The sequence below is a fragment of the Pseudomonas sp. B21-010 genome, assembly GCF_024749325.1.
Classification (GTDB): Bacteria; Pseudomonadota; Gammaproteobacteria; order Pseudomonadales; family Pseudomonadaceae; genus Aquipseudomonas; species Aquipseudomonas kilonensis.
On record NZ_CP087198.1, the window covers coordinates 4,834,434 to 4,848,899 of the forward strand.

General features: G+C 62.4%; 15 protein-coding genes. 9 read left to right on the top strand and 6 right to left on the bottom strand.

The window, feature by feature from the left end; all coding sequences use genetic code 11:
- Window positions 1–8: 8 nt before the first annotated feature.
- Together rlmD and cysM are read right to left on the bottom strand one after the other, a co-directional pair.
- Window positions 9–1,379: a 23S rRNA (uracil(1939)-C(5))-methyltransferase RlmD gene (rlmD, locus tag LOY50_RS21380; RefSeq protein ID WP_258689143.1), complete on the bottom strand. Its 1,371-nt coding sequence runs from the start codon at window positions 1,377–1,379 to the stop codon at window positions 9–11.
- Window positions 1,379–2,281: a cysteine synthase CysM gene (gene cysM, locus LOY50_RS21385; protein ID WP_003204682.1), complete on the bottom strand. Its 903-nt coding sequence runs from the start codon at window positions 2,279–2,281 to the stop codon at window positions 1,379–1,381. The genes rlmD and cysM overlap by 1 nt, the downstream gene beginning before the upstream one ends.
- A gap of 275 nt (window positions 2,282–2,556) precedes the next feature.
- On the opposite strand from cysM, the gene LOY50_RS21390 reads away from it, so the two are divergent.
- The 4 genes from LOY50_RS21390 to LOY50_RS21405 all read left to right on the top strand — a co-directional run bounded on the left by LOY50_RS21390 (window position 2,557) and on the right by LOY50_RS21405 (window position 7,536).
- Entirely contained in the window at window positions 2,557–5,307 is a 2,751-nt protein-coding gene (locus tag LOY50_RS21390; protein ID WP_253477252.1) for a response regulator, read from the top strand.
- Window positions 5,308–5,498: 191 nt separating this feature from the next.
- Entirely contained in the window at window positions 5,499–6,488 is a 990-nt protein-coding gene (locus tag LOY50_RS21395) for a 2-hydroxyacid dehydrogenase (RefSeq protein WP_258689145.1), read from the top strand.
- Window positions 6,489–6,697: 209 nt separating this feature from the next.
- The gene (locus tag LOY50_RS21400) at window positions 6,698–7,132 is read left to right on the top strand and encodes a hypothetical protein (protein WP_024619740.1); all 435 of its coding nucleotides are present in this window, start codon (window positions 6,698–6,700) and stop codon (window positions 7,130–7,132) included.
- Window positions 7,132–7,536 carry an META domain-containing protein gene (locus LOY50_RS21405; protein WP_253477258.1) on the top strand — a complete coding sequence of 135 codons (405 nt, stop codon included), beginning with the start codon at window positions 7,132–7,134 and terminating at the stop codon, window positions 7,534–7,536. The genes LOY50_RS21400 and LOY50_RS21405 overlap by 1 nt, the downstream gene beginning before the upstream one ends.
- Window positions 7,537–7,655: 119 nt before the next feature.
- Here LOY50_RS21405 and LOY50_RS21410 read toward each other — a convergent pair whose 3' ends face one another.
- On the bottom strand, window positions 7,656–8,120 hold the full coding sequence (locus tag LOY50_RS21410) for a TlpA disulfide reductase family protein (RefSeq protein WP_253477261.1): 465 nt from the start codon (window positions 8,118–8,120) through the stop codon (window positions 7,656–7,658).
- Window positions 8,121–8,234: 114 nt separating this feature from the next.
- Between LOY50_RS21410 and arsC the strand changes: the two genes are divergently transcribed.
- Genes arsC through LOY50_RS21425 form a run of 3 tightly spaced genes read left to right on the top strand, consistent with a single transcriptional unit; the run spans window position 8,235 to window position 9,608 of the window.
- Complete coding sequence (arsC, locus tag LOY50_RS21415; protein WP_018610326.1) at window positions 8,235–8,588, top strand: arsenate reductase (glutaredoxin); 354 nt, start codon at window positions 8,235–8,237, stop codon at window positions 8,586–8,588.
- A complete protein-coding gene (gene wrbA / locus LOY50_RS21420; RefSeq protein WP_003204695.1) occupies window positions 8,585–9,190 on the top strand; it encodes an NAD(P)H:quinone oxidoreductase in 606 nt (201 codons plus the stop codon). Before arsC ends, wrbA begins: the two co-directional genes overlap by 4 nt.
- Window positions 9,183–9,608, top strand: coding sequence for a DUF2069 domain-containing protein (locus LOY50_RS21425; protein WP_258689146.1), 426 nt, complete (start codon window positions 9,183–9,185; stop codon window positions 9,606–9,608). Before wrbA ends, LOY50_RS21425 begins: the two co-directional genes overlap by 8 nt.
- Window positions 9,609–9,705: 97 nt before the next feature.
- On the opposite strand, the gene LOY50_RS21430 is transcribed toward LOY50_RS21425, so the two are convergent.
- Window positions 9,706–10,380 carry a DNA-3-methyladenine glycosylase I gene (locus LOY50_RS21430; protein WP_214509566.1) on the bottom strand — a complete coding sequence of 225 codons (675 nt, stop codon included), beginning with the start codon at window positions 10,378–10,380 and terminating at the stop codon, window positions 9,706–9,708.
- A 64-nt stretch (window positions 10,381–10,444) separates the two neighbouring features.
- Window positions 10,445–11,269, bottom strand: coding sequence for a tRNA 2-thiocytidine(32) synthetase TtcA (gene ttcA / locus LOY50_RS21435; RefSeq protein WP_063324743.1), 825 nt, complete (start codon window positions 11,267–11,269; stop codon window positions 10,445–10,447).
- A gap of 414 nt (window positions 11,270–11,683) precedes the next feature.
- Between ttcA and LOY50_RS21440 the strand changes: the two genes are divergently transcribed.
- Both LOY50_RS21440 and LOY50_RS21445 read left to right on the top strand, forming a co-directional pair.
- Entirely contained in the window at window positions 11,684–12,286 is a 603-nt protein-coding gene (locus tag LOY50_RS21440) for a Yip1 family protein (protein ID WP_214509565.1), read from the top strand.
- A 174-nt stretch (window positions 12,287–12,460) separates the two neighbouring features.
- Entirely contained in the window at window positions 12,461–12,955 is a 495-nt protein-coding gene (locus LOY50_RS21445; RefSeq protein WP_003204703.1) for a SprT family zinc-dependent metalloprotease, read from the top strand.
- Window positions 12,956–13,075: 120 nt separating this feature from the next.
- On the opposite strand, the gene LOY50_RS21450 is transcribed toward LOY50_RS21445, so the two are convergent.
- The gene (locus LOY50_RS21450) at window positions 13,076–14,257 is read right to left on the bottom strand and encodes a CaiB/BaiF CoA-transferase family protein (RefSeq protein ID WP_253477267.1); all 1,182 of its coding nucleotides are present in this window, start codon (window positions 14,255–14,257) and stop codon (window positions 13,076–13,078) included.
- Between the last annotated feature and the right edge of the window lie 209 nt (window positions 14,258–14,466).

Genomic DNA, 14,466 nt, shown 5'->3' on the forward strand with positions numbered 1-14,466 from the left:
CGAACGGGTCAGTCGGACAAGCCATCCTGGCTCGCTTCAAATAACGCCATGGCCTCGACATGCGCCGTTTGAGGAAACATATCGAGAATCCCGGCACGTTTTAACCGGTAGCCCTGCTTGATCAGTTCGACCGTATCCCGGGCTAAAGTTGCCGGGTTGCACGATACATAGACCAACCGTTTGGCACCCAGGGACGACAGCTTGCGCACCACCTCGAAAGCACCGTCACGGGGTGGGTCCAAGAGTACCGCAGAAAAGCCTTCGCCGATCCATTCGGCATCAGCCAGAGGCTGGGATAAATCGGCCTGAAAAAAGGCCGTGTTATTCAAATTGTTGCTGACGGCATTGGCCGCCGCACGATCCACCATGGTCTGCACGCCTTCGACAGCCACCACCTGGCGCACGCTTTTGGCCAGCGGCAAGGCAAAGTTGCCCAGGCCGCAGAACAGATCCAGCACCCGCTCCTCGGCTCGCGGTGCCAGCCATTGCAAGGCCTGGGCGATCATCGCCTCGTTGACCCCGGCGTTCACCTGGATGAAGTCCCCGGGCCGGTACGCCAGCTCAAGGTCCCAGGCATCCAGGCGAAACCCCAGGGCCTGCCCAGGCTCCACCGGTTGCGGCTCACCTTCACCGTGCAGCCACAACTGGGCTTCATGGAACGCGCAGAAGTCCTTGAGGATCGTCATGTCGGCCTCCGACAGCGGCGCCATGTGGCGCAGCAATACCGCGAGGGACGAACCGGCGAACAACTCCACATGCCCCAGCGCCTGGGGTTTGCTCAAGCGACGCAGCATCTCCGGCAGGCGGCTCATGATCGGCTGCAAGGGCTGTACCAGCACCGGGCAATCACCGATGGCCACGATGTCCTGGCTGCCGACGGCACGGAAACCGACTTCGAGTTTTTTCGCTTTCTGGTCCCAACGCACCGCCACCCGGGCGCGACGTCGATAACCGAATTCCGGCCCGCTCAACGGCGCTGCCCACTCTTGCGGCTCAACTCCAGCCACCCGCGACAACTGCTCGGCGAGCATGCGCTGTTTCAGGGCGAGTTGTTCGTCATGGGGCAAATGTTGGACGCTGCAACCGCCGCAGCGACCGGCATGGATGCACGGCGCCGCACGACGCAGTTCACTGGACAGGAACACCCGCTCGGTACGCGCCTCGACCACTTTGCCATGGGCCCCGAGCACCCGCGCCTCGACTTCTTCGCCGGCCAGGGCACCGATGACAAACCAGGTGCGCCCCTCGACAAAGGCGATGCCCCGGCCATCGTTGGCCAGACGCTCGATGGTCAAGCGCTGCTTTTTACCGGTGGGCACTTGCGGGGCCCGGCTTCCGCCGCTGGGCTGGAAGCGCAAGCCTCTTTCTTGTTTGGCCATCAGTTGGGCGCGTCGAAAATGCCGGTCGACAGGTAACGGTCGCCACGGTCGCAGATGATCGCGACGATCACCGCATTTTCAACTTCCTTGGACAGGCGCAGCATCCCCGCCACGGCACCGCCCGAAGACACGCCGCAGAAGATGCCTTCTTCGCGCGCCAGGCGACGGGTCACGTCCTCGGCTTCGCTCTGGGCCATGTCGATGATGCGGTCCACGCGCTCGGCCTGGTAGATCTTCGGCAGATACTCCTCGGGCCAACGACGAATGCCGGGGATGGCCGAGCCTTCCATCGGTTGCAGGCCGATGATCTGCACGTTCGGGTTCTGTTCTTTGAGGTAGCGCGAGGTGCCCATGATGGTGCCGGTGGTGCCCATCGAGCTGACGAAATGGGTGATGGTGCCGTCGGTCTGGCGCCAGATCTCAGGGCCGGTGGTGGTGTAGTGGGCCTCGGGATTGTCGCCGTTGGCGAACTGGTCCAGCACCTTGCCACGACCCTCGGCCTGCATGCGCTCGGCCAGGTCCCGGGCGCCTTCCATGCCCTCCTCCTGGGTCACCAGGATCAACTCGGCACCGTAGGCCGTCATCGCTGCCTTGCGCTCGGCGCTGGAGTTGTCGGGCATGATCAGGATCATCTTGTAGCCCTTGATCGCCGCCGCCATCGCCAGGGCAATACCGGTGTTGCCGGAAGTCGCCTCGATCAGCGTGTCGCCGGGCTGGATCTGCCCGCGCAACTCGCCACGGGTGATCATCGACAGCGCCGGCCGATCCTTGACCGAACCCGCCGGGTTATTCCCTTCGAGCTTGAGCAAAAGCGTATTGGTGGTCACGCCGGGCAAGCGTTGCAAACGGACCAGCGGAGTGTTGCCGACGCAATCGGCGATGGTTGGGTACTGCAGAGTCATGGCGTATTCGCAATCCGGACTGCGGGGGCGCCTATCATACCGGCAAACCTGGCGAGGCCATATCACGCAAAGTAAGGGGGTTATGGCTTATAGGAATAAGCGAAGCGAAAGCCGAGGGCGTGCTCAGTTCTTCCCTGACGGTGATTCCATAAACCATAACCCCATCGCCTTGTGAATTTTACAAAGATCGCCCGCCCGCAAATCGCTACACTGCGCAGGTAATGCGTGCCGGATGCGCGCACCGCTCAATCAGACGCTGGATGCAGGAGACAAGTGTGCTCAAGAAACTGGGAATCAAAGGCCGCGTGCTGTTGCTGACCCTGTTGCCAACCAGCCTGATGGCGCTGGTCCTGGGCGGCTATTTCACCTGGATGCAGCAATCGGAGCTGCACGTCCAGTTGTTGCAACGTGGTGAAATGATCGCCGAACAACTTGCGCCGCTGGTCGCCCCGGCCATGAGCCGCCAGGACACCGATCTACTGGAGCGCATCGCCACCCAGTCCCTCGAACAGGCCGACGTGCGCGCCGTAACCTTCCTCGCCCCCGACCGCATACCGCTGGCCCACGCCGGCCCGACCATGCTCAACCGGGCGCCGGAGGGCAACAGTACGCAATTGCTGCAACGCACCGGCAACGACGCCACGCGCTACTTGCTGCCGGTATTCGGCAAGCACCGCAACCTGGCGGGCGAACTGATTCCCGAAGAAGCCGACCGCCTGCTGGGCTGGGTCGAGCTGGAGTTGTCCCACAGCGGTATGTTGCTGCGCGGCTATCGCAGCCTGTTCGCCAGCCTGCTGCTGATCGGCGCCGGCCTGTGCCTGACCGCGTTGCTGGCCCTGCGCATGGGCCGCACGATCAACCGCCCACTGAGCCAGATCAAACAGGCCGTGGCGCAACTCAAGGACGGTCACCTGGAAACCCGTCTGCCGCCGCTGGGCAGCCAGGAGCTGGACGAACTGGCCTCGGGCATCAACCGCATGGCCAGTACCTTGCAGAACGCCCAGGAAGAATTGCAGCACAGCATCGACCAGGCCACCGAAGACGTGCGCCAGAACCTGGAAACCATCGAGATCCAGAACATCGAGCTGGACCTGGCTCGCAAGGAAGCCCTGGAAGCGAGCCGGATCAAATCCGAGTTCCTGGCGAACATGAGCCATGAAATCCGCACGCCGCTCAACGGTATCCTCGGCTTTACCCACCTGTTGCAGAAAAGCGAACTGACCCCGCGCCAGCTCGACTACCTGGGCACCATCGAGAAATCCGCCGACAGCCTGCTGGGGATCATCAACGAGATCCTCGACTTTTCGAAGATCGAGGCCGGCAAGCTGGTGCTCGACAACATTCCGTTCAACCTGCGCGACCTGCTGCAAGACACCCTGACCATCCTCGCCCCCGCCGCCCATGCCAAGCAGTTGGAACTGGTGAGCCTGGTCTACCGGGACACGCCGTTGTCGCTGGTGGGCGATCCGCTGCGCCTCAAGCAGATCCTCACCAACCTGGTGAGCAACGCCATCAAGTTCACCCGCGAGGGCACCATCGTCGCCCGGGCCATGCTCGAAGACGAGCACGAAGACAGCGTGCAGTTGCGCATCAGCATCCAGGACACGGGTATCGGCCTGTCCAACCAGGATGTGCGGGCGCTGTTCCAGGCGTTCAGCCAGGCTGACAACTCGCTGTCGCGGCAACCGGGGGGCACCGGGTTGGGCCTGGTGATTTCCAAGCGCCTGGTGGAACAGATGGGCGGGGAAATCGGCGTCGACAGCACACCGGGCGAAGGCTCGGAGTTCTGGATCAGCCTGCGCCTGCCCAAGACCCGTGACGATGCCGAGGACCTGCCCGGCCCGCCGTTGCTGGGCCGGCGTGTAGCGGTGCTGGAGAATCACGAACTGGCCCGCCAGGCCTTGCAGCACCAGCTCGAAGACTGTGGCCTGCAAGTGACGCCGTTCAACACCCTGGAAAGCTTGACCAACGGCATCACCATCGCCCACCAGACCGATCAGGCGATCGACCTGGCCGTGCTGGGCATCACCAGCAACGACATGCCACCGGAGCGCCTCAACCAACACATCTGGGACCTTGAGCACCTGGGCTGCAAAGTACTCGTGCTGTGCCCCACCACCGAACAGACCCTGTACCACCTCTCGGTGCCCAACCCTCACAGCCAGCTCCAGGCCAAGCCGGCCTGCACCCGCAAGTTGCGCCGCGCGCTTTCCGACCTGGTCAACCCGCGCCCGACCCGCAGCGAACCCCACGAACCGGTTTCCAGCCGCGCCCCGAAAGTGCTGTGCGTGGACGACAACCCGGCCAACCTGCTGCTGGTGCAGACCCTGCTCGAAGACATGGGCGCCAAGGTACTGGCCGTGGAAAGTGGCTATGCGGCGGTCAAGGCCGTGCAGAAGGAAACCTTCGACCTGGTCTTGATGGACGTGCAGATGCCCGGCATGGACGGTCGCCAGAGCACCGAGGCGATCCGCCAGTGGGAAAGCGAGCGGCACTGCACGCCGCTGCCGATCGTCGCCCTCACCGCCCACGCCATGGCCAACGAAAAGCGCGCCCTGCTGCAAAGTGGCATGGATGATTACCTGACCAAACCCATCAGCGAGCGGCAACTGGCCCAGGTGGTGCTCAAATGGACTGGCCTGGCCCTGCGCAACCAGTCACCGGAGCGCAGCGGCGATGCCCCGGGCGGCAGCGAACTGTTGGTGCTCGATCACGAAGAAGGCCTGCGCCTGGCCGCCGGCAAGGCCGACCTGGCGGCGGACATGCTGGCGATGCTGCTGGCCTCCCTGGAAGCCGACCGCGAAGCGATCCGCCAGGCCTGCGAGGCCAACGATCACAACGCACTGATCGAACGCGTCCACCGCCTGCACGGCGCCACCCGCTACTGCGGCGTACCGCAATTGCGGGCGGCCTGCCAGCGCAGCGAAACGCTGCTCAAGCAACAGGACCCCAAGGCCGCCGCCGCCCTGGAAGAATTGGAGCGGGCCATCAACCGCCTGGCCAGCGAGGCGCGTATCAGCGCCTGATCCAGGGCAATACCCCGGGAATCGGAATCACTGAAAATCCACGCTCCGACCCCGGACCGTAGGAGCTGTCGAGCGAAGCGAGGCTGCGATCTTTTGATCTTTCGCTTGCAACTCAATTGTCAGCGTAAAGATCGCAGCCTCGCTTCGCTCGACAGCTCCTACGGGCCTGTTTTTTCTGCCAGGAGGCCGCCATGCGCGTGATTTTTTTCAGCAGCCAGACCTACGACCGCGACAGTTTCACCCAGGCCCCGAAGCCCGCAGGCCTTCAATTGCAATTCCAGCCCGCCCGCCTGAACCTCGACACCGTGGCCCTGGCCGAACGGCATGAAGTGGTGTGTGCCTTCATCAACGATGACCTCAGCGCCCCGGTGCTGGAGCAGTTGGCCGAAGGCGGCACGCGGCTGATCGCCCTGCGCTCGGCCGGCTACAACCACGTCGACCTGCTCGCCGCCCAGCGCCTGGGCTTGAGCATCGTCCGGGTGCCGGCCTACTCGCCCCATGCCGTGGCCGAACATGCCGTGGCATTGATCATGGCCCTCAATCGATGCCTGCACCGCGCCTACAACCGCACCCGGGACGGCAATTTCAGCCTGCATGGGCTGACCGGGTTCGATCTGGTGGGCAAGACGGTCGGGGTGATCGGCACCGGACAGATCGGCGCGACGTTCGCACGGATCATGGCCGGCTTCGGCTGCCAGTTGCTGGCCTACGACCCCTACCCCAACCCGCAGGTCGAAGCCTTGGGCGCCCGCTACCTGCCCTTGGCGGAGCTGCTCGCGCAGGCGCAGATCATCAGCCTGCATTGCCCGCTCAATGAACAAAGCCGACACCTGATCAACACCCAATCGCTTGCTGCGATGCAACGCGGCGCGATGCTGATCAACACCGGGCGCGGCGGCCTGGTGGACACACCAGCCTTGATCGAGGCGTTGAAAAGCGGCCAGTTGGGCTACCTGGGCCTGGATGTCTACGAGGAAGAAGCCCAGCTGTTTTTCAAGGACCGCTCCGACCTGCCCTTGCAGGACGACGTGCTGGCCCGGCTGTTGACCTTCCCCAACGTGATCGTCACCGCCCACCAGGCGTTCCTGACCCATGAAGCCTTGGCTGCGATTGCCATGACCACCCTGGACAACATTGCCGCCTGGGCGGCCGGCACGCCGCAAAACCTGGTGGACAGCTAACCCTTGAACCAGCACAAACCCTGTGGGAGCGAGCTTGCTCGCGATAGCGGTGTATCAGCCAGCCTCGATGTTGACTGACACACAGCCATCGCGAGCAAGCTCGCTCCCACAGGGGATGGAGTTTCGTCGGCCTGATCTCCAGATGCCCGCCATCGAGAGCATCCAAAGCCATGCCCCGTGCTAGCATGTCGCGCCTATTTGGAGGACCCATGGCCGAACACGATTTCCGCTACACCCTGATGAACCCGCAGCACACCTTGACCGAAGTCCGCGCACTGGCGCCGGGCCGCTACCAGGTCACCGGCAATGGCGGTTCGATCCAGGCCAACGATGTATTGCTCGTCACGCTCAAGGGCAGCAAGGACTTGTCCATGCGCCTGACCGTGGACACCGTGCGGCACCTGCTCAAGCCCATGGGCCAATGGACCGCCATGACCACCGGCCCGGTGTTCGGCGAACTGGCGATCCACACCTGGCAGGTCAACTGCGACAGCTGCGCCAAGGAACTGAGCTTCGAATTCGCCGTCGATGCCAAGCTCGGCGTCAAGGCCCAGAAACCGGCCGCCACCGCACGGATCGCCGAACTGGGCTGGACCACCGTGGGTGAAAAACACCTGTGCCCGAAATGCCAGGAAGCCGCCTGATGAAACGTTTGGCCCTGTCCGCGTCGATCGGCATGAGCCTGATGGGGTGTGCCGCTGAACCTGTGCAGCTGCAACATAACCGCAGCTACATCCTGGAGTGGATCGGTGAGCGGCCATTGATGGACTACAGCCACCTGACCATCACCCTTGGGGATGACGGTCGCGCCTATGGCAATGGCGGCTGCAACCACTGGTTCGCGCCCTATACCCAGGAGGGCCACCGCTTGAGCTTCGGCAAGATCGGCAGCACGCGCAAACTCTGCGCCCCGGCGGTGATGGAGCAAGAAACGCGCTTCTTGCAGGCCCTGGAAAAGGTCGAGCGCTGGGACATCTCGCCCATCGAGCAGATACGCTTCTGGCCGGCCCAGGGCAAGCCGCTGCGGTGGTGGCTGGAAGAGGGCTGAGGCTGACCGCTGGACTGCCCTGTAGGAGCTGCCGAAGGCTGCGATCTTTTGATCTTGATCTTTCGCTCAAGATTCAATTGTCTGGGACAAGATCGCAGCCTCGTTGCACTCGACAGCTCCTACAGCGCCTGCAACGCCTCAAGCTTGGCCATCACCCCCGCCGCCGTCTGCTCCCCCAGCAACTGCTCGCGCACCTTGCCCAGGTTATCGATGATGTACGTCACCGGTAGCCCTTCGCTGCGAGGCAGGTCGAAGATCTCGGCCGGATCCCGGGCCAGCACCGTGAAGCGAATCCCCATCTTGTCGCTGGCACTCTTGAGTTCTTCGCCCTGCACCTGGTCGAAGTTGACCCCGAATACACCGACGTTGCGCCCCTTGAGCTGTTCGGCCAAGGCATTGAATTCCGGGATTTCGGTACGGCACGGCGCACACCACTCGGCCCAGTAGTTGAGCACCACCCATTGTTTGTCCAGCCGCTGCGAGGCAATGGCCTGGCCGTTCTGGTCCACGCCGTAGTCGTTCCCGCAACCGGCGAGCAACAAAATCCCGATGAATGTCAGTGCCGCCGTCAATCGCCTTGCCATGTGCCAATCCTTGTCTGAATGTGAACGCTGCTGCGACCCGTCGCCTCTCTCAGGTGCTAGGGGCTTCGCGGCACAGTAGAATAGCCGCCACCTTACGCAAGATGCGACCCGCTCATGACCGATCTGACGCTTTATCACAACCCGCGCTGCTCGAAATCCCGCGGTGCGCTGGAACTGTTGGAGGCCCGTGGCCTGACGCCCACCGTGGTCCGCTACCTGGAAACCCCGCTCGACGCCGCGCACCTGGAACGCCTGCTGGGCAAGCTCGGCATCACCGCCCGGCAATTGCTGCGCACCGGCGAGGACGAATACAAAGACTTGAACCTGGCCGACGAAAGCCTGAGCCAAGCCCAGTTGATCGCGGCCATCGCCGCCCACCCGAAACTCATGGAACGGCCGATTCTGGAAGCCGGGGAAAAGGCCATGATCGGCCGTCCGCCGGAGAAGATCCTGGAGATCCTGCCGTGACCACGCCGTACATCCTGGTGTTGTATTACAGCCGCAGTGGCTCCACCAACGAAATGGCCCGGCAGATCGCCCGTGGTGTCGAGCAGGCCGGGCTGGAAGCCAGGTTGCGTACGGTGCCGGCCATTTCTGCCGAGTGCGAAGCGGTTTCGCCAGACATCCCGGAACAGGGCCCGCTCTACGCCAGCCTCGATGACCTGAAGAACTGCGCTGGCCTGGCCTTGGGCAGCCCGACCCGTTTCGGCAACATGGCCGCGCCGCTCAAGTACTTTCTCGACGGCACCAGTAACCTGTGGCTGACCGGCGCGCTGGTGGGCAAACCGGCCGGGGTGTTCACCTCCACCGCGAGCCTGCACGGCGGCCAGGAAACCACCCTGCTGTCGATGATGCTGCCGCTGCTGCACCACGGCATGCTGATCACCGGCCTGCCCTACAGCGAATCAGCCCTGATCGACACCCAGGGCGGTGGCACGCCCTACGGACCGAGCCATCACGCCGGGGCCGACGGCAAAAGCGGCTTGAACGAACATGAGGTCGCCCTGTGTCGCGCCTTGGGTTTGCGCCTGGCGAAAACCGCCCTGTTGCTGGAGAACGGCCGTGGCTAAGAAGCCGAAGATCCTGCCTTCGATCCAATGGCTGGAACCGCGCGTACGCATCGCCCGCGCACTCAGCCTGCTGTGCTTTTTCGGCCTGGTGGGGTTGCTCAGCGCCTACTACCTGCTGATCGCCGACCTGCACGGCGCGCGCCCCTGGGTGATTCTGCTGATCGAACTGGTGCCGCTGCTGATACTCGCCCCCGGCATGCTCACCGGCAGCGCCCGCGGACACTCGTGGATGTGCTTCGTGGTGAACCTGTATTTCATCAAGGGCGCACTGGCAGCCTATGACCCGAACCGGCAACTGTTCGGCGTGCTGGAAATGGTGGCAAGCGTGGCGGTGTTCTGCTCGGCGTTGTTGTATGTGCGCTGGCGGTTTCAGTTGAATCGGCGGCTGGCGGGCGAAGGCGAGGTCTCCGTCGCCTGATACGCCGCTATCGCGAGCAAGCTCGCTCCCACAGGGTTTTGGAACGCCAAAGATCCAGTGTGGGAGCGAGCCTGCTCGCGATGGGCGCGACGCGGTCTCAATGATTGACGGTGAAAGCCAGCATCATCGAAATCTGCGACATCGGCCGCCCGCCACTCTGTTCATGCCACTGGTTGAAGGCATTCTGCACCGTCGCCAGGTCTCGCTGACTGGTGGGGACTTTGTCGATGATGTCCTGGGCATTGAGCGCCGCCACTACGTCATAACTGGGCGAGAAGGTGTCCTTGCCCATCATTCGCAAGAAGCGCGGTGCCGACTGGCCGCCCAGTTGATGGCCGTGCTTTTTCAGGTAGGTCCACAGGCCGACGATGTCAGTCACCGGCCAGTCGGCGACCAGCGCGCCGAAGCTGCCCTTTTCATGGGCCACGTCCAATATCATCTGCGCGTTGCGCGGCACGCTCTTGAGCTTGCCCAGGTGGCGGATGATCCGCGTATCCTGCATCAATCGCTCCAGATGCTCAGCCCCCATCAGCACGACTTTTTCCGGGTCGAACTTGAAGAATACTTCCTCGAACGCCGGCCACTTGGCGTCCACCAGGCTGTGCTTGAGCCCGGCGCGAAAGACCCGCAGCGCCATGGTCGAGAGGTAGCGGTCGTCGCTGATCTTGCGCAGTTGCGCCGGGGTATTGGGCACCGGCAGACGGGCTTCCAGTTCAGCCGCCGAACCGAAGCGGTTCAGACAGTACTCGTGCAGCCACTTGTAATCGCGCATGCCCTCTCCTGGGGGTTAAAAATGAAAACGGCGCTTGAAAGCGCCGTAATAACTATCGGTAGAGTCAGAGATTCACCACATTGACGAACCGCGGCGTGGCGTTTTCGTCGATGCGCAGGTTAGTGAAGTCGAACAGGTTGCGATCCGCCAGTTGCGACGGAATGACGTTCTGCAAGCCGCGGAAAATACTCTCGGTACGGCCCGGCGTCTTGCGCTCCCACTCCTGGAGCATCTCCTTGACCACCTGGCGTTGCAGGTTTTCCTGGGAGCCGCACAGGTTGCAGGGGATGATCGGGAATTGCTTGAAATCCGAATAGGCCTGGATGTCTTTCTCACTGCAATAGGCCAGCGGGCGGATCACCACGTTGCGCCCATCATCGGCGCGCAGCTTGGGCGGCATGGCCTTGAGCGAGCCGTTGTAGAACATGTTCAGGAAAAAGGTCTCGACGATGTCGTCGCGATGGTGCCCCAGGGCCATCTTGGTTGCGCCGATCTCGTCGGCGAAGGTGTAGAGCGTTCCGCGCCGCAGCCGTGAGCACAGCGAACAGGTGGTCTTGCCTTCGGGAATCAGTTCCTTGACCACCGAATAGGTGTCTTTCTCGACGATGTGATATTCCACGCCCAGCGACTCAAGATAGGCCGGCAGCACATGCTCGGGGAACCCGGGCTGCTTCTGGTCCATGTTTACCGCGACGATGTCGAACTTGATCGGCGCAACCTTCTGCAGATGCATCAGCACATCGAGCAAGGTGTAGCTGTCCTTGCCGCCGGACAGGCAGACCATGACCTTGTCGCCGTCCTCGATCATGTTGAAATCGGCGACCGCCTCACCGGCCAGGCGGCGCAGGCGCTTTTGCAGTTTGTTCTGGTTGACCGTAAGAGTGCCCATGACGCGAAATCCGTGAGGTGTGACGAAGGGCCGGCATTTTACGCAAAAACCGGCTTTCGGCGAAGAGTTGATGCACCACTGTTGTGGTCAGGGTTTGTGGGAGCAAAGCTTGCTCGCGAAACAGACGCCTCGGTTTCTGAAAGACCGCATCGCTTCCATCGCGGGCAAGCCTTGCTCCCACAATCGCCTCGCTACAAGGTGAATTTCTTTGCCAAGGGTTGTGTACAGACCCATCGGCGATTAGCACCACGGCCAACAGCGCGATTTGCTCTAAGCCCCCCATCCCCCTCGGGGTGACTCCTTTCTATACTGCGACATAAGGTCGCACACACTTACAGACCTTCACTTACCCGGCCATTTGGCCCGTAGGCGCTCCGTTGGGGGGCGATGGCAATAACAAAGGAGTGACTGACTATGATCCATCATGTCGTGGGGCTCTTTACCCACCCTGATCAAGAATGGAAAGAAATCCGTGGCGATCAGGAGGAAAGCATCAGCCACATGTACCTCACCCACACGCTGATCCTGGCGGCCATTCCCGCGATATCGGCGTTCATCGGCACCACGCAGGTGGGATGGGTCATTGGCAATCGTGCACCGGTCATGCTTACCCAGGAAAGTGCGCTGTGGATGACCGTCATGTCGTACCTGGCCATGTTGGGCGGTGTGGCAGTGATGGGCGCCTTCATCCACTGGATGGCCCGCACCTATGACGCCAACCCGAGCCTGGCCCGTTGCGTCGCGTTCGCCACCTACACCGCGACACCTTTGTTCATCGGCGGCCTGGCGGCGCTCTACCCGCACATGTGGCTGGGGATGATCGTCGGCACGGCGGCGATCTGCTACACGGTCTACCTGCTGTATGTGGGCTTGCCGACGTTCATGAACATTCCCCAGGACGAAGGTTTTCTGTTTTCCAGTTCGGTGCTCGCCGTCGGCCTGGTGGTGCTGGTCGCCATCATGGCGTTCACGGTGATTGTCTGGGGGCTCGGCGTCGGCCCGGTCTATACCAATTGAAGGATTGAAACGATCCCGATAGTACCCTCCAATAAAAAAGCAGGATCTGCCGACACAGGCCGCCGCAAGGCGGCCTTCCTGTGTTTGAGCCGCTCGAAACGACCACTGGGCGCCTGGACGATTCGCAACGACCGACGCTTGCGGCATACTCGGGCTTCTGGAGACCCGTAAAGCATGCTCGAGCAACTCAATACCCGCGTCGAAGAGTGTTACCAACAAGCCGAATCCTTTTTCAAACGTCCTTTCAAACGCCCAGTGGTCAGCTTCAAGTTGCGTGGCCAGAAGGCTGGTGTTGCGCACTTGCATGAAAATCTGCTGCGCTTCAATCCACAGTTGTACCGGGAAAACGCCGAAGACTTCCTCAAGCAGACCGTCGCCCATGAAGTCGCGCACCTGATCGCCCATCAACTGTTTGGCGAACGCATCCAGCCCCATGGCGAAGAATGGCAACTGATCATGCGCGGGGTGTACGAACTACCGCCCAACCGCTGCCACACCTACGAAATCAAACGCCGCAGCGTGACCCGCTACATCTACAAATGCCCCTGCGACGGCAGCGACTTCCCGTTCTCGGCCCAGCGCCACAGCCTGGTGCGCCAGGGGCGGCGGTATTTGTGCCGGAGCTGCCGCAATACCTTGGTGTTCAGTGGAGAAACCCGGGTCGAGTAGTCAGGCTTTGTGGTGTCTGGGCTGGCCTCATCGCGAGCAAGCTCGCTCCCACACTGGATCTTCGGCGTTCACAAATCCCCTGTGGGAGCGAGCTTGCTCGCGATGAGGCCCTAAAGGGCACTACAAAATCACCTTGGCATCCCGCAATTGAGCGATCCGCTGCGCACTAAACCCCAACTCCCCCAACACCTGATCCGTATGCGCCCCCAACTCCGCGCCAATATACCGAGGCTCGGGCAACCCTTCGGAAAATCTCAACGGGCAAGCCATCTGCGCCTGGCTCGAACCATCGCCGCGGGGCACCTGTGTCACCAGCTCCCGAGCCTGTAACTGCGGATGCCGAACAGCTTCCTCCAGGCTCAGGACCGGCTCGACGCAGGCATCGATCCCGGCAAACAGGCTGCACAGCTCGGCAAAATCGTGTTTTTCAAACTCGCCTTGCAGCGCCTGCTTAAGGGCGTGTTGTTGTTCAGGCTTGGGCGACAACCCCTGGGCCGCCAGTTCCGGCCGCCCCAAGGCCTCGCACAGCGCCTGCATGAACACCGGCTCCAGGCTACCCACCGACATCCAGCGACCATCGCGGGTGCGGTAATAGTCATAGAAGCTGCCGCCGTTGAGCATCTGCTTTTCCCAACCCGGCTCGACACCGCAGGCCAGGTAACCGGCACCGGCCATGGCGTTGAGGCTGAACACACAGTCAGTCATGCTCACGTCAAGATGCTGCCCCTGACCGGTTTGATGGCGGGCGATGACCGCCGCCAACAACCCGATCACCCCGTGCAACGAACCACCGGCGATGTCCGCCGCCTGGATCCCCAGCGGCAACGGACCGCTGTCGGCGCGGCCGGTGTGGCTGGCCAGCCCCGCCAGGGCCAGGTAATTGATGTCGTGACCGGCGCGGTCCTTGTAGGGCCCGGTCTGGCCGTAGCCGGTGATCGACACATAGATCAGCCGCGGATTGATCGCCTTCAAGGCCTCGTACCCCAGGCCCAGTCGCTCCATCACGCCGGGGCGGAACTGTTCCAGCAGGATGTCGTAGTCCTTCAGCAATTGCGTGACCACCGCCAACGCTTCCGGTTGCTTGAGGTCCAGGGCTAGGCTGCGTTTGTTGCGGTTGAGGTAGGCGTGGCTGGCCGAGGTGCCCTGATCGTGGGGCGGCAGCACCCGCAGCAGGTCCTGGCGGGTCGGTGACTCGATGCGCAACACCTCGGCCCCCATGTCCGCCAGCAACAGCGAGGCGAACGGGCCGGGCAACAGGGTCGAGAAGTCCAGAACCTTTAGCGATGCCAGTGGGCCTTGCATGGGCGATCTCCGAGAGGGTGATGGTTGAAGACTAGGCAGGGGTTGGTGATGGGGCAATTACCGCAGCTGTCACAGGAGATGACCATTGCGCTCATGGCTGGCGCAGATCCCTTTGTGGCGACGCAGGGCTGTGGGAGCAAAGCTTGCTCGCGAAACAGACGCCTCGACTTCTGAAAGACCGCATCGCCTGCATCGCGGGCAAGCCTTGC

Bases quoted from the DNA above. Each gene is read 5' to 3' on its own strand.
- LOY50_RS21395 (WP_258689145.1), top strand. From the start codon at position 5,499: ATGCGCGTGATTTTTTTCAGCAGCCAGACCTACGACCGCGACAGTTTC.
- ttcA (WP_063324743.1), bottom strand. From the start codon at position 11,269: ATGGGCACTCTTACGGTCAACCAGAACAAACTGCAAAAGCGCCTGCGC.
- LOY50_RS21400 (WP_024619740.1), top strand. From the start codon at position 6,698: ATGGCCGAACACGATTTCCGCTACACCCTGATGAACCCGCAGCACACC.
- LOY50_RS21405 (WP_253477258.1), top strand. From the start codon at position 7,132: ATGAAACGTTTGGCCCTGTCCGCGTCGATCGGCATGAGCCTGATGGGG.
- LOY50_RS21410 (WP_253477261.1), bottom strand. From the start codon at position 8,120: ATGGCAAGGCGATTGACGGCGGCACTGACATTCATCGGGATTTTGTTG.
- cysM (WP_003204682.1), bottom strand. From the start codon at position 2,281: ATGACTCTGCAGTACCCAACCATCGCCGATTGCGTCGGCAACACTCCG.
- rlmD (WP_258689143.1), bottom strand. From the start codon at position 1,379: ATGGCCAAACAAGAAAGAGGCTTGCGCTTCCAGCCCAGCGGCGGAAGC.
- LOY50_RS21445 (WP_003204703.1), top strand. From the start codon at position 12,461: ATGCTCGAGCAACTCAATACCCGCGTCGAAGAGTGTTACCAACAAGCC.
- arsC (WP_018610326.1), top strand. From the start codon at position 8,235: ATGACCGATCTGACGCTTTATCACAACCCGCGCTGCTCGAAATCCCGC.
- LOY50_RS21450 (WP_253477267.1), bottom strand. From the start codon at position 14,257: ATGCAAGGCCCACTGGCATCGCTAAAGGTTCTGGACTTCTCGACCCTG.
- LOY50_RS21430 (WP_214509566.1), bottom strand. From the start codon at position 10,380: ATGCGCGATTACAAGTGGCTGCACGAGTACTGTCTGAACCGCTTCGGT.
- LOY50_RS21440 (WP_214509565.1), top strand. From the start codon at position 11,684: ATGATCCATCATGTCGTGGGGCTCTTTACCCACCCTGATCAAGAATGG.